This window comes from Latilactobacillus sakei (genome assembly GCA_002953655.1).
GTDB classification, from domain to species: Bacteria; Bacillota; Bacilli; order Lactobacillales; family Lactobacillaceae; genus Latilactobacillus; species Latilactobacillus sakei_A.
This window is the reverse complement of sequence record CP025839.1, coordinates 444,385-464,616: the sequence shown is the minus strand read 5'-3', so window position 1 is coordinate 464,616 and position 20,232 is coordinate 444,385. Positions and strand designations below refer to the sequence as shown.

The 20,232-nt window shown below is 42.3% G+C and carries 23 protein-coding genes; 5 read left to right on the top strand and 18 right to left on the bottom strand.

Going from position 1 to position 20,232, the window contains the following annotated elements; genetic code table 11:
• The gene (gene ccpA, locus C0213_02070) at positions 1 to 1,002 is read right to left on the bottom strand and encodes a catabolite control protein A (GenBank protein AUX11273.1); all 1,002 of its coding nucleotides are present in this window, start codon (positions 1,000 to 1,002) and stop codon (positions 1 to 3) included.
• Between the two features lie 216 nt (positions 1,003 to 1,218).
• Here ccpA and C0213_02065 point away from each other — a divergent pair, with 216 nt between their 5' ends.
• On the top strand, positions 1,219 to 2,316 hold the full coding sequence (locus tag C0213_02065; protein ID AUX11272.1) for a peptidase M24 family protein: 1,098 nt from the start codon (positions 1,219 to 1,221) through the stop codon (positions 2,314 to 2,316).
• Positions 2,317 to 2,669: 353 nt separating this feature from the next.
• On the opposite strand, the gene C0213_02060 is transcribed toward C0213_02065, so the two are convergent.
• Entirely contained in the window at positions 2,670 to 3,107 is a 438-nt protein-coding gene (locus tag C0213_02060) for a YtxH domain-containing protein (GenBank protein AUX11271.1), read from the bottom strand.
• A 5-nt stretch (positions 3,108 to 3,112) separates the two neighbouring features.
• Positions 3,113 to 3,547, bottom strand: a complete 435-nt coding sequence (locus C0213_02055) for a DUF948 domain-containing protein (protein ID AUX11270.1) — start codon at positions 3,545 to 3,547, stop codon at positions 3,113 to 3,115.
• Positions 3,548 to 3,704: 157 nt separating this feature from the next.
• On the opposite strand from C0213_02055, the gene C0213_02050 reads away from it, so the two are divergent.
• Both C0213_02050 and C0213_02045 read left to right on the top strand, forming a co-directional pair.
• A complete protein-coding gene (locus C0213_02050) occupies positions 3,705 to 4,592 on the top strand; it encodes a mechanosensitive ion channel protein MscS (GenBank protein AUX11269.1) in 888 nt (295 codons plus the stop codon).
• A gap of 24 nt (positions 4,593 to 4,616) precedes the next feature.
• The gene (locus tag C0213_02045) at positions 4,617 to 5,513 is read left to right on the top strand and encodes a DUF368 domain-containing protein (protein ID AUX11268.1); all 897 of its coding nucleotides are present in this window, start codon (positions 4,617 to 4,619) and stop codon (positions 5,511 to 5,513) included.
• A gap of 99 nt (positions 5,514 to 5,612) precedes the next feature.
• On the opposite strand, the gene C0213_02040 is transcribed toward C0213_02045, so the two are convergent.
• From C0213_02040 to C0213_02020, 5 genes are all read right to left on the bottom strand, one after another.
• A complete protein-coding gene (locus C0213_02040) occupies positions 5,613 to 6,323 on the bottom strand; it encodes a hypothetical protein (protein AUX11267.1) in 711 nt (236 codons plus the stop codon).
• A gap of 15 nt (positions 6,324 to 6,338) precedes the next feature.
• Positions 6,339 to 6,812, bottom strand: a complete 474-nt coding sequence (locus C0213_02035) for a CBS domain-containing protein (protein ID AUX11266.1) — start codon at positions 6,810 to 6,812, stop codon at positions 6,339 to 6,341.
• A gap of 97 nt (positions 6,813 to 6,909) precedes the next feature.
• The gene (locus C0213_02030; protein ID AUX11265.1) at positions 6,910 to 7,431 is read right to left on the bottom strand and encodes a YfcE family phosphodiesterase; all 522 of its coding nucleotides are present in this window, start codon (positions 7,429 to 7,431) and stop codon (positions 6,910 to 6,912) included.
• An 11-nt stretch (positions 7,432 to 7,442) separates the two neighbouring features.
• Positions 7,443 to 8,672 carry an XTP/dITP diphosphatase gene (locus tag C0213_02025; GenBank protein AUX11264.1) on the bottom strand — a complete coding sequence of 410 codons (1,230 nt, stop codon included), beginning with the start codon at positions 8,670 to 8,672 and terminating at the stop codon, positions 7,443 to 7,445.
• Entirely contained in the window at positions 8,656 to 9,480 is an 825-nt protein-coding gene (locus C0213_02020; GenBank protein AUX11263.1) for a glutamate racemase, read from the bottom strand. The genes C0213_02025 and C0213_02020 overlap by 17 nt, the downstream gene beginning before the upstream one ends.
• 140 nt (positions 9,481 to 9,620) lie before the next feature.
• Between C0213_02020 and C0213_02015 the strand changes: the two genes are divergently transcribed.
• The gene (locus tag C0213_02015; protein ID AUX11262.1) at positions 9,621 to 10,280 is read left to right on the top strand and encodes a DUF2507 domain-containing protein; all 660 of its coding nucleotides are present in this window, start codon (positions 9,621 to 9,623) and stop codon (positions 10,278 to 10,280) included.
• A gap of 54 nt (positions 10,281 to 10,334) precedes the next feature.
• Here C0213_02015 and C0213_02010 read toward each other — a convergent pair whose 3' ends face one another.
• From C0213_02010 to C0213_01995, 4 genes are read right to left on the bottom strand one after another with little or no spacing between them, the layout of a single operon-like run.
• Positions 10,335 to 11,312, bottom strand: a complete 978-nt coding sequence (locus C0213_02010; GenBank protein AUX11261.1) for a hypothetical protein — start codon at positions 11,310 to 11,312, stop codon at positions 10,335 to 10,337.
• 16 nt (positions 11,313 to 11,328) lie between these two features.
• Positions 11,329 to 12,330 carry an iron ABC transporter permease gene (locus C0213_02005; protein ID AUX11260.1) on the bottom strand — a complete coding sequence of 334 codons (1,002 nt, stop codon included), beginning with the start codon at positions 12,328 to 12,330 and terminating at the stop codon, positions 11,329 to 11,331.
• Entirely contained in the window at positions 12,327 to 13,319 is a 993-nt protein-coding gene (locus C0213_02000) for an iron ABC transporter permease (GenBank protein ID AUX11259.1), read from the bottom strand. Before C0213_02000 ends, C0213_02005 begins: the two co-directional genes overlap by 4 nt.
• Positions 13,309 to 14,112, bottom strand: a complete 804-nt coding sequence (locus C0213_01995; GenBank protein AUX11258.1) for an ABC transporter ATP-binding protein — start codon at positions 14,110 to 14,112, stop codon at positions 13,309 to 13,311. Before C0213_01995 ends, C0213_02000 begins: the two co-directional genes overlap by 11 nt.
• 172 nt (positions 14,113 to 14,284) lie before the next feature.
• Between C0213_01995 and C0213_01990 the strand changes: the two genes are divergently transcribed.
• Positions 14,285 to 15,208 (top strand): ferrichrome ABC transporter substrate-binding protein, encoded by a 924-nt coding sequence (locus C0213_01990; protein AUX11257.1) that lies wholly within the window; start codon positions 14,285 to 14,287, stop codon positions 15,206 to 15,208.
• 50 nt (positions 15,209 to 15,258) lie between these two features.
• Here the strand turns inward: C0213_01990 and dltD are convergent, their stop codons facing one another.
• From dltD to trxA, 6 genes are all read right to left on the bottom strand, one after another.
• Positions 15,259 to 16,530, bottom strand: a complete 1,272-nt coding sequence (dltD, locus tag C0213_01985) for a D-alanyl-lipoteichoic acid biosynthesis protein DltD (GenBank protein ID AUX11256.1) — start codon at positions 16,528 to 16,530, stop codon at positions 15,259 to 15,261.
• Position 16,531: 1 nt separating this feature from the next.
• A complete protein-coding gene (locus C0213_01980; GenBank protein AUX11255.1) occupies positions 16,532 to 16,768 on the bottom strand; it encodes a D-alanine--poly(phosphoribitol) ligase subunit 2 in 237 nt (78 codons plus the stop codon).
• Positions 16,769 to 16,797: 29 nt separating this feature from the next.
• Positions 16,798 to 18,006 (bottom strand): D-alanyl-lipoteichoic acid biosynthesis protein DltB, encoded by a 1,209-nt coding sequence (gene dltB, locus C0213_01975; protein AUX11254.1) that lies wholly within the window; start codon positions 18,004 to 18,006, stop codon positions 16,798 to 16,800.
• On the bottom strand, positions 17,999 to 19,531 hold the full coding sequence (gene dltA, locus C0213_01970; GenBank protein ID AUX11253.1) for a D-alanine--poly(phosphoribitol) ligase subunit 1: 1,533 nt from the start codon (positions 19,529 to 19,531) through the stop codon (positions 17,999 to 18,001). Before dltA ends, dltB begins: the two co-directional genes overlap by 8 nt.
• A 17-nt stretch (positions 19,532 to 19,548) precedes the next feature.
• The gene (locus C0213_01965) at positions 19,549 to 19,698 is read right to left on the bottom strand and encodes a teichoic acid D-Ala incorporation-associated protein DltX (protein ID AUX12794.1); all 150 of its coding nucleotides are present in this window, start codon (positions 19,696 to 19,698) and stop codon (positions 19,549 to 19,551) included.
• Positions 19,699 to 19,899: 201 nt separating this feature from the next.
• Positions 19,900 to 20,211: a thioredoxin gene (trxA, locus tag C0213_01960; GenBank protein ID AUX11252.1), complete on the bottom strand. Its 312-nt coding sequence runs from the start codon at positions 20,209 to 20,211 to the stop codon at positions 19,900 to 19,902.
• Positions 20,212 to 20,232: the final 21 nt, after the last annotated feature.

The following is a 20,232-nucleotide window of genomic DNA, read 5'->3' as shown; positions in this document are numbered from 1 at the left end:
TTATTTAGTTGATTGACGATCAACGATGCTATATGGCAATAGGATTGTCTTATCATCGATTTCTTCTTTATTCATCATCTTCGTTAAAAGACGCATCCCAACAGCACCCATATCATATAAAGGTTGTGAGATAGATGTCATCTTAGGACGAACCATTTCCGTTAACTTCGTGTTATTGCTTGTCACAATTTCAAAGTCAGTTGGGATGTTAACACCCGCATCAACAGCAGCGTTTAAAACACCGACAGCTAATTCATCGTCACTGACAACAGCAGCAGTTGCACCAGTTGCTTGAACCTTACCGAATAAGGCTTCACCAGCACTGTAGCTGTATTCTGTTTCGAAAATTAAGCTTTCATCATACGGAATACCAGCTTCGTTCAAGGCATCTTTATAGCCACGTAAACGATATTTGCTGTTGATTGGGAAGTCTAAGTTACCACAGATGAAGGCCACTTTTTCGTTACCATTCTTGATTAACTTCAAAGTTGCGTCCTTAACGGCTGCAACGTAATCGATATTAACACTACCAACTTGTTCATCTGGATCAATTGAACCTGCTAACACGATTGGGGTCTTAGAACGGGCGAATTCAGCGCGGATTGCATCTGAGATACTGTGCCCCATGTAGATTAAACCATCCACTTGTTTAGCCAATAAGGTATTCAATACTTGAACTTCCTTTTGATTGTTTTCATCGGAGTTCGCTAAAATGATGTTGTACTTGTACATGGTGGCAACATCATCAATCCCACGTGCTAATGAAGCAAAGTAAATATCACTAACGTCTGGAATAATAACCCCCACCGTTGTTGTTTTCTTACTTGCCAAACCACGAGCAACCGCATTAGGACGATAGTCTAAACGATCGATAACTTCCAGCACTTTCTTGCGAGTGGCAGGTTTAACGTTTGGGTTCCCGTTAACAACCCGTGAGACGGTCGCCATTGATACGTCAGCTTCGCGCGCAACGTCGTAAATTGTAATTGTTTGTTTTTCCATTTTAAAATGATTCCTTTCATTCGCAAAATAAAATATATTGTATTTTCATTTGTTTTCATTTCACTTCTTGACTAATTTAACAGATATTTAAGGCAAATGCAAGCGGTTTACATCATTTTTATGAAATTTTCATTTTTGTTTTCATTTGCAGTTTACATTAACGTTTACATTTTCTGTGCTATACTGTGATTATCAACTGTAAAGGAAGTGCTTTAGATGAATAATCAATTAGCTCAATTACAAAATTGGCTTGTCGAGAATAATATGGATGTGGCTTACATTAGTAATCCAACGAACATCCTCTATTTCACTGGTTTTGAAAGTGATCCTGCAGAACGGGTTTTAGCGCTCTTCGTTTTTGCAGATCAGGACCCATTCCTATTTACACCACAATTAGAAGTTGAATCTGCCAAAAAAGCTGGCTGGAAACTTGATGTCTATGGTTACCTTGATCATGAAGACCCATATGCTATCATCGCCGATCAAATCAAGAAACGCATCGCCAACCCAACACGTTGGGCCCTTGAAAAAGATGATCTTCCCGTTCAACGTTATGAAGCCATTCTAAAGCAATTCCCTAACGCAACTTTCCCTGGCGATGCCTCACGCTTCATGGAAAACTTAAAATTAATCAAAACACCTGCAGAAATTGCTTTAATGGAAGCAGCCGGCCGCGAAGCTGACTACGCCTTTGAAGTTGGTTTCAATGCTTTAAAAGCGGGTAAAACAGAACAAGATATCGTTGCTGAAATCGAATATGCTTTAATGCGTAAAGGTGTCATGCATATGAGTTTCGACACGATTGTGCAATCTGGCATCAATGCTGCTAACCCACATGGTGGCCCAGAAGCTAACATTTTAACGCCTGATGCATTAGTGCTTTTTGATCTTGGGACATTACACAAAGGTTATATGAGTGATGCCACCCGGACAGTTGCTTTTGGTAAACCTGATGCTAAGTCACTTGAAATCCACAAAGTTTGTCTTGAAGCAAACTTAGCTGCCCAAGATGCAGTGAAACCCGGTATCACTGCTGCTGAATTAGATAAGATTGCCCGTGACGTGATTACGAAAGCCGGTTACGGCGAATACTTCATTCACCGTTTAGGTCATGGGATTGGTACTTCAGAACACGAATTCCCATCAATCATGGAAGGTAACGACATGATTATCAAACCAGGCATGTGCTTCTCAATCGAACCAGGGATTTACATTCCAGGCGTTGCCGGGGTTCGGATTGAAGACTGTGTCCACGTTACAGAAACAGGCGCAGAATCATTCACACATATGACAAAAGAACTACAAACATTCTAAGAGTGCGTCATTAACGGGGAGCTTTTGAGCTTTTGCCTAGTGTTGTGAATGAACGGCTCTGCCGGTCGTTTTGCAATACGTAGCTAGCCGCAGAAATATGCCTGCTGAAGCACATTTCAAAATAAGAGTGCTTTTAGTGACGGTTAGCAACTGAGCACTAATTAAAAAATACCATTAATCTCGCATCTTGAGATTAATGGTATTTTTAGATTAGGCGGAAGTTGTTGCAATTAATGGCACGTTTCAGATAAAGTGCCATGCCAAACGGGTAACTTCTACGGAGGTTGTTACAATGAATCACCCCTCCAAATTAAAAAGCCCTCACAATCAAGTGAGGGCTTTTTAACGTTCTTTTATTCACCTAATGAATCGGGTGCCATTTTTTCTTCGGCTTCGTCTTTGGCTTGACCAAAAGCACTCTTGCCTTCAATAACAATATCATCAAAATCTTCGGCAGCTGGTTCTAAGCTACTACCAAATTGTGATTTTAAATCTGCGGTTTTTTCATCGAATTGGGCCTTAGCTTGTTCTTTGATATCCACTGCATTTTCTTGCCAATCGCTCGCATAATCATGCATCCGGTTCATATGGAACTTCGCTTCTCCTTTAAGATCAGCAGCCGTTTCGTTCATTAAATAGTAGTAATCTTGTGCGCGATCAATGGCATCTTCGCCCAAGTCTACTAATTTATTTTGTAATTCTTTACCCGTTTTAGGCGTTAATAAAAGTGTGGCACCAATTGCTGCTGCACCGCCCACTAAAACACCGAATAAAAAGCCTTTTTTTGCCATGTGAATTACCCCTTATCTTTTGTTTGTCGTTTATTTTGATAAAATCTAAGGGCACTAGCCCCCATCTTAGAAGCGACTGTTGCTTTAGCAGTCGTGCGACCAACACTTGTCACTTTCTCAGTCAAACCACGACTGGCAGCATTCAAACTTGAAACGCTCTCACCTAATTCGCCGGCTGCTCGGAAAACTGGCTCTAAATCTGCTACTTTACCGTTGACATCGTCTAGTAAAACGTTCGTTTTGTTTAATAGACCTTCAACCTGTCTTGAAAGGACGTCTACATCGTTCGTAATTATTGTCACGCTCTTATTGGCTTCAGTGACTGTCTCGGAAACACGCGTTAAAACTTTAGTGACTTTCAACAACATCACTATTAGAAAAACAACCAAAACTGCAAAAGCCCCTGCAGCGATTAACGCCGCAATTTGACCACCCGTCATCAATTTGTTCCTCCTATTTCGTCGTCTATTATCTTGTTTCTCAGTCTCTAGGATAGCATTATTCGATACAACCTTCAAATAATCATACTATATTAGATGTCATTTTTTTAAACATTTGCTAAACTAGAATTACGCACTTTTAAAGGAGTTTGTCAGTATGTTCTTTCAATCACTAACCGCAACACCTGTCGAGTCGGTCCAAAAGCAAACCAATATCTTTATGCGCTACGTGACTAGCATCGATTGGGATCATCTATTAGGCCTTTTCATCACCGGTTTTTTCCAAATTATTTTAATTTCATTATTATTTTACCTGCTTAGTCGTATCGGGCGCTTCACTATCAAACGCGCCTTTCGTAAATATCGTGAAGCGGATGGTTTTTCTAATAATCGGATGAATACCATCTATACCTTAATGACTAACGCGTTAGCTTATCTGTTAATTTTCTTCTATCTTTACGCCCTACTCAGCATTATCGGGGTCCCAGTCGGTACCTTGATTGCCGGTGCCGGAATCTTCAGTTTAGCCGTCGGGCTTGGGGCCCAAGGATTTGTCAACGATATTGTTACCGGCTTTTTCATTCTTGCCGAACAACAATTTGATGTGGGCAATACTGTTCGAATTGGGACCATTGAAGGGACAGTCACCGCAATTGGTCTGCGCACCACACAAGTCCAAAGTTACGATGGGACGCTCAATTTCATCCCCAACCGGAATATCTCAATTGTCAGCAACCTTTCCCGCAACAATATGCGGGTATTGATTAATATTCGGATCAATCCTGATACCGATATCGAACAACTCGCATCAATTATTAAGCAAGTCAACACCGAATTAGTGCCACGCCATCCTGAGATTAAAGACGGCCCTACACTATTGGGTGTTTCGACTTTAACAGATGGCACACTTGCTTACCAAGTAATGATGCATACACTAAACGGTGAACAAGCAACGACACAACGTTTATTTTTACAAGGTTACTTACAAGCAATTAACGCTGCTGGAATCACCCTGCCCACTAGTTCATTGAATTTAACCAACTAAATTATCCGCCAAAGGAGCACTCTTATGCCACTAATTAATGCACTCAAAGGCGCCCTGATCGGTGTCGCACTCGTTATTCCTGGTTTATCTGGTAGTATCTTTGCCGTCATCGTTGGTTTATATGAACCATTATTAAAGGCCATCGCGCAATTCAAACAAGATTGGCGCCAAGCAATTGGCTTTTTATGGCCAATCGGCATTGGCGCGGGCATCGGTGTATTATTATCGACCAAAGTCATTTTGTGGTTATGCACTGCTTATCCACTGGCCGCCTATAGTTTCTTCATCGGTCTTGTTTTAGGTAGCTTACCGTTCATCTGGCGTAAACTCAAAAAGCTAACCTGGCAACAAGTGCTAATTGCCATTGTCTGTGGTGGCTTAATGTTATTGATTACCAAAATTGGTGGTCATCAAAACGAATCAGACATCGCCATCAAACAGTTAACATCCCTCCAAGACTTTGGGATGTTAACCTTTACCGGCTTTTTCTCCGTTTCATTGATGGTTATTCCCGGTGTGTCGGGTTCGATTATGTTGATGATTATCAAGCAATACGGGACTGTTTATCACGCCGTGAGCCAATTGCTCGATTTACTCGTTTATCTGGTTACTGGCCGCTTTGAACAAGCAGGCGAAGCTTTCAAAAGTGTCGCTCTCCTCTTGCCATTTATGCTAGGGGCCGTCATCGGTACCGTGATTGTCGCTAAAATCATGCATTATTTACTCGCTCACTATGCCCACTACGTTTACGCCGGCGTTTTAGGTGTAATCCTAGCAGCCATCTGGATCCTCGCTGAAACGGGCGTTGTCCCCGCATGGCCGGCCGTGAGTGGTTTAGCCGCACTACTAGGGCCAATCGCATTAATCGCCGTGATGCTCGTTTTAGGAGCTATTGCAACGATTTACTTTGATCGGGCCTAAGAACAATAACTGTCGGCTATAAAAAATTAGTATTACTATTTAACCATAAAAAAAAGGCGGTCGGACAAATTAAACTTGTCCGACCGCCTTTTTACACTATTAAAGTGTAACAGATGGCGTTTCTAGCGTTAAGACAGCCGTAGTAGTCTTAACTTTAAAATAGGCTTCAATTTCTTGTTGAAGTTCAGCCATTGCCTGATTAGCACGTTTGGCTTGTTCATCATTAATAGATTCCATCACTAGCACAGCTGATTGCGTTTGCTCTTGAAGCATCGTTCGCTGAGCTTCTCGCCAATTCAAGCATCGACAAATCGCGCCTGTCTGATCATAATAAATGACTTCATTCGGTAAAGCCGGTGCGTCTTCTTGAGCCCCTAAAGGTCGGAATGATTCCCCACCTTGAGCAACACCAAGATGCAAATCCCCATCAATTTGGGCTATATCTTCACCACCACAAGGGACAGCGTATTTCAACGATACACTATTATATAAATCAACTAATGGATTAATCGGTTCAAAGGTATGCCCCTGGTCAATGCGCTTTAATAAAGCTTCAATTGATGAACGTGCACCTTTTTTTGTCTTAAATTTAGTAAACCCTTCTCGCCATTGTGCCACAACCGCATTTTGACTAAACGGTTCAGCTCCTAGAAAATCATGTGCGCGCTCTGAACCAGCTTGAAGTCGGGCTTGGAAATAAGCATCTTGTTGCTTATCTACCGTATTATCTAGCCCGTCAGCTCTCAAAATATTAATCTGTGCTTTAGGAAATAATTGCCAAAAAGAATCATCAATAATCATTTTTTTCATTATCCTAACCTCCACTTATACTTTTGACGATCTTACTATATTATATTCTTTTTCAATATTATGAGCTACCCGATTGAAACTCTTCATCATCTCACGGCGAGTCACAATCCCTGTGAATTCGCCATCGTCTGATATAACCGGTAAGTAAGGATGATCGACCAATAAATGGAGTGTTTCTTCAATATCGTATGGATCTTTGATTGTCACGACATCCTTTTGCATCACGTCTTGAACGGTCATTTTACGCAGGTTATCGAAACTCAAATGATCGAGGCCTAACATCGTCTCTGTGATTAGCGGCATCGTTAACATCCCTTTAAACTTCGAATGGTTATCGAGCACCGGAATGCTTGAATACTTAACCGTTGTTAAGAGAATAAATGCATGTTCTAATGAATTGTTTTCCTGAACGCTAGCGACCATTTCACCAGGAATTAAAAAATGTTCTTTGTTTTCGAGTAATAAATTCTGAAACGCATCTGAAATCATGCAGTGTCCTCCTTCTAATTACCTACGTTTAATATTGTATCAAACCACTAACTAAAAAGACTATCCACAGCCCTTAAACTTTGGATAGTCTTTAACTTTAAGCTCTTTTAAATTTAAATTGGAGTTGTGGTACTTTTTCAAAATGGCGGTCATAATATTGAACTTGGTAGTCAGTCGGCGTGATATCCACAACCGCATAGGTCCCGCCTAAGGCTTGGAATTGGCCCCGCGGTTGCGAAATACTACCCGGATTTAATACCAAGAGCCCTTGATGCATTTCACAGGCTAACTGATGTGTGTGCCCGTAAAAAGCCAATTGCGCGCCTTGTGCTTGGGCTGCTAACATCAACCGCGTTAAATCAAAATTAACACCGTACAAATGACCATGTGTTAAAAAGGCTCTTTGCGCCCCAATTGGCACCACCACTTGTTCTGGAAAGTGACCATTAAAATCCATGTTGCCTTGAACAACCGTCATTTGTTGAAATAAGGCATCAGTCGTCGTTAATTCGGAATCGCCACAATGTAAGAAAGTGACTGCTTCATCCCTATAATGCGCGACCAATTGCACCAAAATATCCCGATCGCCATGACTATCACTGACTACTACTAACCGCATCTTAATTCCTCCTATTTTGCTAACCAATCACGCCAAAGTGGTTCTAAATTTTCAATCGCTTTTGCTCGGTGACTAATTGCGTTTTTCTCAGCCATTGCTAATTCAGCCATTGATTTATCTAGTTCTGGCACGTAGAACAACGGATCGTAACCAAAACCGTTATCGCCACGGGGAATTCCTAGAATCCGACCGTCGACACTACCTTCAACCACTAAATCATCGTTAGGCCGATCAGGTTTCGCAAACACTAACGTTGTATGGAAATGAGCTGTCCGTTTTTCAGCAGGCACCCCGGTTAATTCGTAAAGTAATTTAGCGTTATTCCCAGCATCATTATGATCGCCGGCAAATCGCGCTGAATAAATTCCAGGCCGTCCGTTTAGCGCATCGACCATTAAGCCAGAATCGTCTGCCAAGACTGGTAGCTGTAAAATAGCAGCAATCTGATCCGCCTTTAGGCGGGCATTTTCTTCAAAAGTTTGCCCCGTTTCATTAATTTCTGGTAGTTCCGGGTAATCCAATAAGGTTTTGATTTGGATGCCTTCTTTTTCAAACATCGCATGAAATTCTTGGGCCTTGCCCGGGTTTTTAGTCGCAATCACAATTGTTGGCATCTCAGAACGCTCCTTTTGAATGATTGGGTGGATAGCTTGTTGATAACTCGCTTGAATCTGCTCGGCGGTCCGTGTGCCGCCTTGGCTAGCGACCAATAACAATTCGTTCAACTGACTGCTGTTAACCGCCATTGTGCCTTGTAAAGTCATCGCTAAGACTTGTTCTTGATTATCGGTCACAACTAACAGCGTACTGTCAGCAACCGCTTCTTCCGTATCACTAGCATCAACTAACGTTTCGTTGTCGACTAAAACAGCTGTAACAGCTGCTGCGCGATTAGGTAAGCATTGTTTAGGTAATAATTGCAAGGCCCCAAAAACGGCATTGCTAGCTTCTGCTAGTAAACTACCACCATCTTCTAAAACCGTGACTGACACCAATAGCCCCGTCTTTTCCAGAGCGGGTGCTAATAAAGTGGTTAACATTTGTTGCAGCCAATCAGTCTGCGCTGGTGTCAAACCACTGCCGACCAACGTGACTGCCGTGTTTGCTTGTTCAGTGACCGCTGCCAATACTTTGGTCGTCCCGCGCTGCCATAAGACAGAAGCGGGTTGTTTCGTCAAATAATGCCACTGTACTTTGACAGGGCGTACATCATTTGCTGCTCGATTATCGGTCCGGACCATCATTTTTCTCCTTTTGAATATCAACTTGTTGTGCGGTTAAATCGGGTTGGGCAAGCCATTGCTGGGCAATCTCTTCAAAAGCGGCAACAGAGCCGGTTGTGTACATCTTCAGCGTACCCGGCGTGGTTGTCGCCAATTGTTGTTGTTGCTTCAAGACTTCTGCTAACATCGTAATCGCTTGGACAGCTGGGTTGACCAACGTCACGTCAGGACCAACTGCCGTTTGAATGGCGCTCGTCAATAATGGAAAATGCGTGCAACCCAAAACAAGGGTATCAATCTTACTTTGTTGCAAGGGTTGCAAAATCTGATTAACGCTTGCTTGGACGGCTTGCCCATGTCGTTGGTTAGCTTCAATCATCGTCACAAACTGTGGTGCGGCTAACCCGGTCACTTGCACATCAGGATTGAGAGCTGCAATTTGTTGACTATAAGCGGCACTTTGAATCGTCCCAGTCGTGGCAATCACGCCGACGTGCTGATTTTGGGTCGCTTGTAAGGCTGCAATACTCCCTGGTTTAATAACCCCAATTACCGGAATGGCCAATTGGGCTTGTAAATCGGGTAAAGCCGCAGCAGTGGCAGTATTACAAGCAATCACTAAGGCCTTAATCTCTTGGTGGCGGAGAAAATTAGCCATCTGCCAAGCAAATTCGCGTACGGTGGCAGCCGGCTTTTCACCGTAAGGTAATCGTGCTTGATCACCAATAAACACCATGTCTTCATTTGGGAGGCGTTTGCGGGCTTCTTTGACCAGCGTCAAACCGCCAACCCCGGAATCCATAAAACCAATTGGTTGTTTCTTCATAGTAGTCTTTCTCTTTTCATCACAAAATGCATTCGTAAACTCTATTTTCTCTTTTTTTTACCTAAAATTCAACCGACTAACCTTTAAATACTAAAAAATAATCTGATTTCGCGGTATAATACAACTATCTTAATTAAAAAATGTTATTAAAAAGGAGCACCGTCGTGACTCAATCACTTTACACACAACTCACAGATACCCCTCAAACCGCTACTTATCTAGCCCAAGCCACGCTCCGCGATATCTTATTACCGCTCATTTTAGGTGATGAAACTGAAGGCATTAGTTATTGGGCTGGTAAACAATTAGCCACTAAATTTCCGTTAGAATCAATCGCGGATCTCAGTCAATTCTTCGAACAAATTAACTTTGGGCAATTAACGCTTAAAAAGCAAAAGAAAAACCAATACTTTTTTGAACTCACTGGACCAATCGTTACTAAACGAATCACTGATTTTAAAACACCTGACTTCCAACTCGAAGCCGGCTTTATGGCGCAAACGCTCGAACAACAATTACAAGTCACTGCTGAAGCCAAGGCGACCGTTGAAAATAAAAAACGGGTCACCATTTTTGTCCAAACTGACATCAATGATCCCATTGAAATCCCACTTGAAACAGAACCAGTAGTAACAATCCAGACACCTGAAAGTACACCAGTAACCCCCACGGAACCAGTCACAGCCGCTACTGCTGAACCAACAACTGAATCAGAACATGAACCGGTTGCTAAAGCTTCATTTAGCAGTGTCGCCGATTTACCAAGTCGCCAGGAATTACACCGCCGTAAAAAACATTAAATAATTAAAAGGACCTGATGCCAAACTTGCATCAGGTCCTTTTGGTTATTACGGCTATCGTAATCGTTCTTGCCAATAGGCTTTTGTATCCGCCTGGAAAACAGGATTATGCGTCGTGACCATCGGCGTTTTGGTCGTTGGTTTAAATTGATCCACAATCTCGGTCACCGCCGTAATCCCATCTTGGAAAGCACTTGTTAACAGGCTAATCCCAGCGCGATCTGGGATTTGATTGCCAATCACCCAAATATCAGGACGCTTTTCAATCTGTTCTGCGGTTAATTGCCACTGATCAAGCGTTTGTAATGAGCGTCGATAGCCAAGACTGACTACGGCTTGATCAAATGTGATCTGCGTTTGATCCGCCAATGTAATGCTCGTCACCCGTTGGTCCACCTGTTGATAACTTGCCAAAGGCTGGCAGTAATAGTCAATCTGTGGATAAGCAGTTAAGAACGCTTTTTCAGCTGCTTCATCCACAAAAGGCCGTTTGGTTGTTAACCAGACTACTGATTTAGCAGTCGCTAACAAATGCGGCGCCAGTTCCATCAAGTTATAGCCGGGGCCAATTAAGACCACGCGTTGATCCCGATAGTCCTCGGGATTGGCTGGTGCGTAGTGCACATTTTCAAAAGTCTGTTCCTCAAACAACCGTAATTGCTTAGGCCGGACCACGCCACCACCCATCGCTAAAATCAAGGTTCGACTATAATACCGATCATCCGGCGTCTCAATTTGATAATAGTGTTGGTCAGCCAAATATTTGACGTCTGTTACTAAAGCATCCGTTCGCAACGGTGTGTCATAAAAAGTGGCCTGCGTCGTTAGATTCCGAATTAAATCCTGCCCTGTGATGTTAGGTATCCCACCAATATCGTGAATCACACGCTCCGCATAAGTCGCAACCTTACCCCCAAATTGTTGATCGCCTTCTAATAATTGCCCATTTAAACCGTACAAACCAGCTTGAAAAGCCGCATATAACCCAGCTGGGCCACCACCAATAATCGTTGTCTCATAAATGTCAGTCATTGCACACGGACTCCTTTCATTTCGTTTTGATCAATAGATAAATAAAATAAGGGGCGCCGATTAAGGCGACAATAATCCCGGCTGGTATTTCGGCGGTGGGGCTCATTAACTTCCCACAGGTATCAGCAACTAATAAAAAACAACTGCCTAAAAGTCCCGTCAATAGTAATTGATAACGGTGCTTGTACCCGATAATTCTGCGGGCAATATGCGGTGTAATCAAGCCAATAAAACCAATGCCCCCACTGATTGAGACACTGGCACCCGCCAAAATTACGGCGGCCCCAATCAAGTACAGCCGTTGCTTTTGAAAATCAATCCCCAATGAACGCATGTTATCGGGGGTTAAGACAAAAGCATCCAAGATTTGCCACTTACTGAAGATATATGGCACGGTTACCAATAACCACGGCAATAGTGCCCAGATAAATGGCCAACTACTGCCCCAGATACTGCCCGCTAGCCAAGTCATTACAAATTGATAATTATCAGGGGATAACTTCAAGGTTAATAAGACCATCAATGCTGAAAAACAGGTCGAGACCGCTACCCCAGTCAGTAACAAGCGATTGGCCGTAATCCCCACCGACTTTTGATACGCGCCGATCACGATTACCACTGCGCTCACTAGTGCGCCAATCAAAGCTAATACCGGTAATATGAAAATTTGGCTACTCTGATCAGCAGCAAACGTAATAAATAATAAAACCGCAATCCCCGCACCGGCATTAATACCTAAAAAACCAGTATCGGCTAATGGATTTTGCGTCGTGCTCTGTAAGACTTCACCAGCAATCGCTAGCGCAAAGCCGACTAAAATCGCAATGATAATCCGCGGCATCCGAAAATCAACCAAGATTAATGCATCCTGTGCTTGGCCCTGACCAATCAATAATCGGCCGATTGCTTGGGGCCCAATCGCCAATTGCCCTGTTTGTAAGCTAACTAGAGTCGTCACGACTAGTAATATCACTAGCCCGACGAGCCAACACCGATAACGTTTCATCGTCATATTCATGCTTGACTCGCCCCTTTTCTTGCTAGATAGATGAAGAATGGCACGCCAATTAAGGCAATCATAATCCCAAAGGGAATCTCCTGTGGGGGATTAATCGTCCGTGAAATTAAGTCCGCTACTACGACCAGACTAGCCCCTAATAATAACGTGACTGGCATCACCTGGCGTACATCATAACCAACCAAGTACCGCGTAATATGTGGCACCATCAAGCCCACAAATGCCACGGAACCGACTAAGGCCACGGAAATACCCGCTAGAATAATCACACAGATAAACCCTAATAAGCGGACAACACTCGTCTTGCGGCCTAAACTCAATACAAGTTCATCGCCTAGTTGTAATAAACGCAGTTGCGGTGCCAAACAGAGGCTTGCCAGCAAGCCAGCAATTAGCCACGGTCCTAAATGTGTTAATTGCGTCCAAGTAATCGCCGCGACGCCCCCAAAGTGCCAGAACGCTAAATCCCGTTTAAGTTGAGTCATTAAAGATAAGCCTTCACTTAAGGCCACTAGACAACTACTAATTGCCATCCCAGCCAAGACAACCGTCGCCGTTTTCTGCGTCTTTTTAGCTAGACTAATGGCTAAGATTAAGCACGCCGACAACGCGGCGCCAATTAAAGCAAAGATAGCGGTTTGTTGTGGTGTCGCTTTGGGTAACACGATGAAACTGATTGTTAGCATGAACCCCGCACCTGCGTTAATGCCTAATAAGCCAGAATCAGCTAATGGATTTTGCGTCAGTTCCTGCATAATCAGGCCACTACCAGCCAAACTAGCGCCAATTAAAGCAGCGCCTAAAACTCGCGGTAAGCGAATTTCATGAATCACAGCTTGTGGTAATTGACTTGCATGATAATCGAAAACCGCATGATAGACCGTCGCCATCGTTGTCTGGGCCGCACCATAGCGAATGCTGACAATCATCAAAATGGCTAACAGAATCAAACTAATCACTAAGGAAAAACCGAATTTTTTATTCATCATGTCCCAGTTCCCCTTTTGACCAGCGATTGTAAGTTAGAATTAAGGGGCGCCCGTCATGTTCAATTAATGTCGCATCAATGTTAAAAATACGACGTAAATTATCCCGGGTCATCACCTCATTGACTGTTCCGCTAGCCTGCAATTGCCCATCTTTTAGGGCAATCAAATGATCTGAAAAACGGGCTGCATGGTTTAGATCATGCAACGCCATAATAATAGTCCGGCCTTCAATCTGATTTAATTCCTGAATCAATAACATAATTTCCAATTGGTGGGTCAAGTCTAAATAAGTGGTTGGTTCATCTAATATTAAAATATCCGTATCTTGCGCCAAAGCCATCGCAATCCAAGCCCGTTGGCGTTGTCCGCCTGACAAGGTGCTCAAAAGACGCGCCCTAAATTGACTCAGTCCCGTGCGTTTAATTGCCCATTCGATTTTTTCTTTATCAATTGTTGATAATGGTCTAAACTGTTGGCGGTACGGTAGCCGTCCAAACGATACTAAATCAAAGACCGATAAATCAGTCGTTAATTCCCCAACCTGGGGTAATAACGCCATTTCTTGGGCCATCTCTTTAGGCGTCTTAGTCGCTAAGGCCTGATCTGCCAGCAGGACCGTCCCTGAAGACGGTTTCAACAAATGGGCTAACGTCCGTATCAAAGTTGACTTACCACTCCCATTTGGCCCGATTAAGGTTGTAATCTGACCTTGAGGAATTTTAATCGATAAGTCCTGAATAATTAAGCGCCGACTATACCCGACACTGACCTGTTGTGTTTCTAAAATTGCCATAATTCCGCTCACCTTTCGCCCGATTAACAGCTCTTACTTATTATAAGAAAACATTTCTCAGATAACAATCTTATATGAGAAAACAATATCAAAATTCCGAAACAACTTGACAGTTGGACTATAATCATTCGATAATGAGAATAGTTCTCAATTATATTTTTGGAGGAAACTCATGAAAAAGTCAAGTCGTATTATCGCCATTTTAGGATTAGCATCATTAGTCGTCTTAGCTGGTTGCCAAGCTAAAGCAGCCCCTAAGAAACAAACCCGGTCATTAACCGATAGTATGCAACATAAGGTAAGCGTTCCCACACACCCTAAGCGTGTGATTGGTTCATATCTAGAAGATTATCTTGTTTCGCTCGATATCAAACCGGTGGTCCAATGGTCCGTCAAAAACGGGACCAGTCGCCAAGACTATCTTGCAAAATACTTAAAAGATGTCCCCACTATCAACTACGATTTACCGTTTGAAGCGGTTGCCAAAGCCAAACCTGATCTGATTCTAGTGGGTGACAACAGTGCTGTTCAAGGTGGTAAGTATGCCCAATACAACAAACTGGCACCGACTTACGTTGTTAAAAATGGCGCTAAAGTCAACTGGCGCACCCAATTAAAAGACGTGGCTAAAGCGGTCAACAAAGAAGATAAGGGGCAAGCCGTTTTAAAAGACTATGACCAAAAATTAGCCAGCGCTAAAAAAACAATCCAAACAAAAGCGCCTAATCAATCAGCCGCGGTTTTATGGGTCACGAATAACTCAGCTTTCATGGTCAATGATCACGCCGCAAGTGGCGCGCTTCTTTATCAAGACCTCGGTTTAAAAGAACCTGATTTGGTAAAAACAATTTCTAAAAACGCAACCGCTGACTGGATGCCAGTTTCGCTCGAAAAACTAACTGAATTAGATGCCGACTATATCTTCCTAGTTAACAGCGACCGCGGGGCCGCTATGTTCAAAGAACCCATCTGGCAAAACGTCAAAGCTGTTAAGAATAAACAACTCTATAGTTATGACAAATCATCAAGTTGGATGTACAAAGGTCCCATCGCGTACGAAGAAATGATTCAATCGGTATTGAAGATCATTAAATAAGAAGTGCAACTAAAAAAGCGTGCTGACAGTCGTCAGCACGCTTTTTTAGTTTATTCTTCAAAATTTTTCACTTGATCACCAGCAACATCTTGCCATGAGCGATCTAGATAGTCATCTGATAATTTATAAGATACTTTACCAGCCTGCTTAGTTGCCATGAATGGTTGAACATGTTGGTCAACCTTCAACCAACCACGCCAGCCTAGATGAATCGTATCTTGCATGAAGTAATCTTCGTTACCATCTTTGGTCATATCGACAATATTATTAAACCCTTGTGATTTCAATTGGTAAGAAATCTTTGTCGAGAAGTTATTTAACATATCTTGTGATAAACCAGTATAAGCTGCCCACCGCGCATTAACCGGTGGAATGATAAATTGCACTGCCATCTTGTGCTGTGCAAAGAAATCGAGCATCAACTGGAAGTCCGAAAATTCTGGTGAACTTTCATAGTTAAAATGACTTTGTTCACCCTTTAATTTTGCTTGGTTTGGTAAAATCCGTTGTTCATAAAATTTCTTTTGAATCCCAAACGGGTTACCCGCAGTTGCTTTGCGACCAAGCGTTGTCGCCACCTGATCAAGGGTTTGTAAATCTTGTTGATCTGGTAAGACCTTCAACCCTTTGGCCAATTCCTTTTCACGACCGTGAATAAATAATTGACTGAAGAGTTGATCCTGTTGTTGTAGGCCTGGGCGTTTAATGTTATTGATATACACTTTTTGCACCGTTGTTAGCGGTAAGCCCAAAGCCTTGTTCTTTAATGCATCCCGCATTACCCCACTGGTTGTATCGCTCGTTAAATCGAGAATTCGTTTGGCTGCATAGCGTGTTGCTGCTGAATCCTTAGCGTGGATTAAGAAGTATGACGTTTGCAGTGGCGAATAGAAGAAATCAAACATTTCTGATTTAACGCCTTGTGGTACAAACCATTGTGGCGAAATGATCACGACCGCTTTCTTACCCGTAAGGTGTTGCCCTGTCGCTTGAAGGGATAAGAAATGTGTTAATGACTGTGTGCCAGGTGCGCCAATTAAAAATGGTTTATTTTGCCAATTATACTTTTCAGCCATGACGGAAGGATGTAACGCATCCATTCGTGACAACTCGGAAGAACCGATAACAGGAATATAATCCGCATTAAACGCAGCATCCTTGATAGCCTCGCCTTTAATGACATTGGCTGACATTGATGTCGCTGCTGTCGATAAAGTCTTGGCGCTTGGATGACTAAAGCGAAATGGCGATAATAATAACGCGCCTAAGCACGCACCGGCAATTAACACTGGCCCAAAAATCAGCCACAATTTCTTAAACATCTTATTGCAATTCCTTTGCTTTAGCGATGATTTTGTTTGGTGTTGCCCATTCGTTACGATCAAATTCTGAAACTGGTACGTCGATATCTAATTGACCTTGTAATTCAAGTAATAATTGAACCGTAGCCATCGAATCTAATGTGCCTGTTTCAAATAAATCTAAATCCATATTATCTTTGATATCGTCGTTACCTGTTAAATCTGCCAAAATTTCTACTACTGTGTTTTCTACATCCATGATTAAAACGCTCCTTCAATTGTTTGGTCTTAATGGAACCAGAGTCGGTCCAAGAAGCCTGAGAAAATTAAAAAACTTAAACATACTGTGTTAAAAGTTGCAAAGATGGCTAGATAATTAGTCCACCGGTTGCTGATAATGTGATCTTTATGTTTCTTCTTAAAGCGTAACCAGACATCTGTTAGGATAATCCAAATGGCATGGAATAAACCATACACAATGTAATACCAGGTTAACCCGTGCCAAAAGCCCATCAGTAAGAATAACGTTAAATAACCAAGGTTGGCAATCAAGACTTTATTCTTAGTAATTTTATGCTTCATCAAGAAGAAAACGAGTCGCATATAAATGTAATCTCTAAACCAAAATGATAGTGTCATATGCCATCTATTCCAGAATTCTTTGATATTCGGTGATGAAAATGGTTTGTTAAAGTTGATTGGTGTTTCAATCCCCATCACATAACTCGTCCCCACTGCGAATAAACTGTAACCCGCAAAATCAAAGAATAGATACATACTATAGACATACATGTAACCCACAAGGCCCCATGAAATATCCAAGAAACCACCACGACTGGCCATAGCTAAGTGCGCCATTTTAGGCAGTAACAAGGTTCCAAACGCGTATCCCAGAATAAACTTATACACAAACCCTAGCATGAAGTTGTGCATGGCTTTTCCCAGCATATCAATATAGTGATCACGTTCAGGCACTTTTAGATAATCCTTCTTGAAGCGCCGGTAACGATCAATCGGACCAGATGAGATGGTTGGGAAGAATAACATGAATTGTAAGAACAACCATGGTTCAAACTTCTTAATACTCCCATCACGGGTTTCCATAATCATGCCGACAGCTTTGAAGGTTAAATAACTAATCCCTAAAAAACCAATAATCGAATTCCGACCTGGATTTAAAAATGGGACGAATTTAACAATCACTAGCGGCATAATCGCCAGGACAACCGCTAGGTCGAATAACGCTGTACTATTACGTTTTTGACGATATACGGTGTAGCCCCAAATCAAGGCCCCCTCGAATAGCACGTAACCGATTAAAGCTAACCCTTGATTAATCTTATCACCGTCAAAGATTAAGACTAAAAAGAGCAGTGAAACAAGTGTTTCATAGATATGCCACCGTTTACCATTTAAAAAACCAATGATTAGCGGCACTAGCGCAATTCCTAAAATAATGAAGTAATTAGGATTGGCGTATGGTTGTAAATTAGGCATTCCCATTTACCTCTTTAATCAACGCTTTGCGGTCAACCTTACCATTGACGGATAATGGTAAACTTTCTGGATAGACGAAACGTTGGGGAATCATGTAGGCCATTGTATTTTCAGCCAGGGCTGCTTTTAACGTTTTTGTTAATGTCGCATCCCCCACTTGGTCTTCAGCGGGCACGACGTAAGCAATTAATTGCGTTACTTGGTGGGCCTTGTTGTAACGCGGTACTGTGCAGGCTTGTTTAACTTGTTTTAATTGACCTAAGTGATGATCAATTTCTTCTAGTTCGATCCGATAACCATGCATCTTAACTTGGAAATCCGTCCGCCCTTTATAGAAAATCAATTGATTGTCATCGGCAACCACTAAGTCGCCTGAATGATAGAAACGTTGGCCGTCTTTTTCGAAAAAGGCGGCGTTCGTTTTTTCAGGATTATTTAAGTAACCTTTCGAAACGCTCGGCCCACTAATCAATAATTCACCAGGTTGGCCCGGTGCGACTTCGTTGTTTTGTTCATCAACGACAACCGTCTGCGTATCTGGCTTCGTATACCCAATTGGTAAACGGTCATACTGTGCGAGAACATCAGCAGTAATTTCGATACTAGTCATCGCAACCGTTGCTTCGGTTGGGCCATAAGTGTTGAAGACCTTAGCTGCTGGGAACCGTGCAATTAATTTTTCAGCCGTTTGATGCGTTAATTCTTCACCACAGAAGACGAATTCACGCAGTTCTGGATAATGTTCGCTATCAAACGTTGGTGCAAGTAAACAGATTTCAACAAATGATGGGGTTGAAACCCATTCATTAATCTTCAAGGTTGGTAATACTTCAAATAAGGTTTTGAAGTTATCCGTAATTTCTTTTTCTAAAATCACCAATGTTGCGCCTGAGCAAAGCCCTGGATAAAGGTCCATGACTGATAAGTCAAATGAATATGGGGCTTGAATTAAGACCCGACTATTATCGGCAACTCCAAAGGCTGGGTTCGCCCAGTCGACAAAGCTCAAAAGGTTGTTTTCACTAATTTGAACTCCTTTTGGTAAGCCGGTTGTCCCAGAAGTGAAAATGATATAGAAGTTATCATCCCCTTGGACGCTTTGTTGGGCATCATAATCTGTTGCCCCACTTGCCACAACGTCCGCTAATGTATCAGCTTGGAAGACCGGCATGTCAACCTCAATTTGGCTAGCTGACGCCCATGATAGAACCGCCGCTGGTTTAGCAACCGATTCAATTTGTTGAATGCGTTCTGCATCTGAGTGTTGTTCAACCGGAATGTAGGCATGGCCCGCTTTTACAGCACCTAAGAATGTGGCCACCATTTCGAACTGTTGGCCCCCAAAAACAATCACTGGGGCGCCTTTAGGCAATGCTTGGTCCTGGATAAACGCAGCGATTCGATCAGATGCAACTTTTAAGTCCGCATATGAATACTGCATTTGGCCGTATTGATACGCCACGGTTTGCGGTTGTTCAATCGCAATTGTATCAATTTTTTGAATAATGCTATTTGTCATCACCATTACGCTCCTTCATTAAACTAAAATTCATTATAAATAAATTTAGGGCTACCAATACCACTGTAGTCGTACAGGTAGAGTAAAATTAAGAGAATTATAAAATATATAATCGTTCTGCCAATGAAATTGACAACTGGTTTTTGCCAAAAATTAAGGATTTTTTGTCCCATTTTCACCATTTCTTTCTCTTGTTTTCTGATTAGTCCACTATATTACCTTATTAAAGGTACCACACCGATTTAATAACCACCACTAACATTTTTGTCACACATTATGGGGGACTAAAAAAGGACCCGGTAAAGAAATTCTCCCCCTGGTCCTGCAGTTGTTAGAGACGCTTTTCAACGCATGTTTCCAATCGTTTCTGTGCTCTAATCAGTATATTTAGCTAATGTTTCTGTTAATTGTGCCTTATTGTGGAAGCCCGTAATTGTTTCGACAACTTGACCGTCTTTTTTGACAATCAATGTTGGAATTGCCATAATCCCAAATTTTGCTGGCGTTTCTGGGTTAGCATCCACGTCCATCTTTGTAAATTTAACCTTATCATTTGTTTGTGCTAATTCTTCAATAACAGGTGATTGCATCCGACAAGGACCACACCAAGTCGCCCAGAAGTCTGTTAAAACAACCCCTTGACTTGTTTCTGCTTCAAAATCTTTATCCGTTAAAACGTCTACCATAACCGCACCTCCTATAATTAG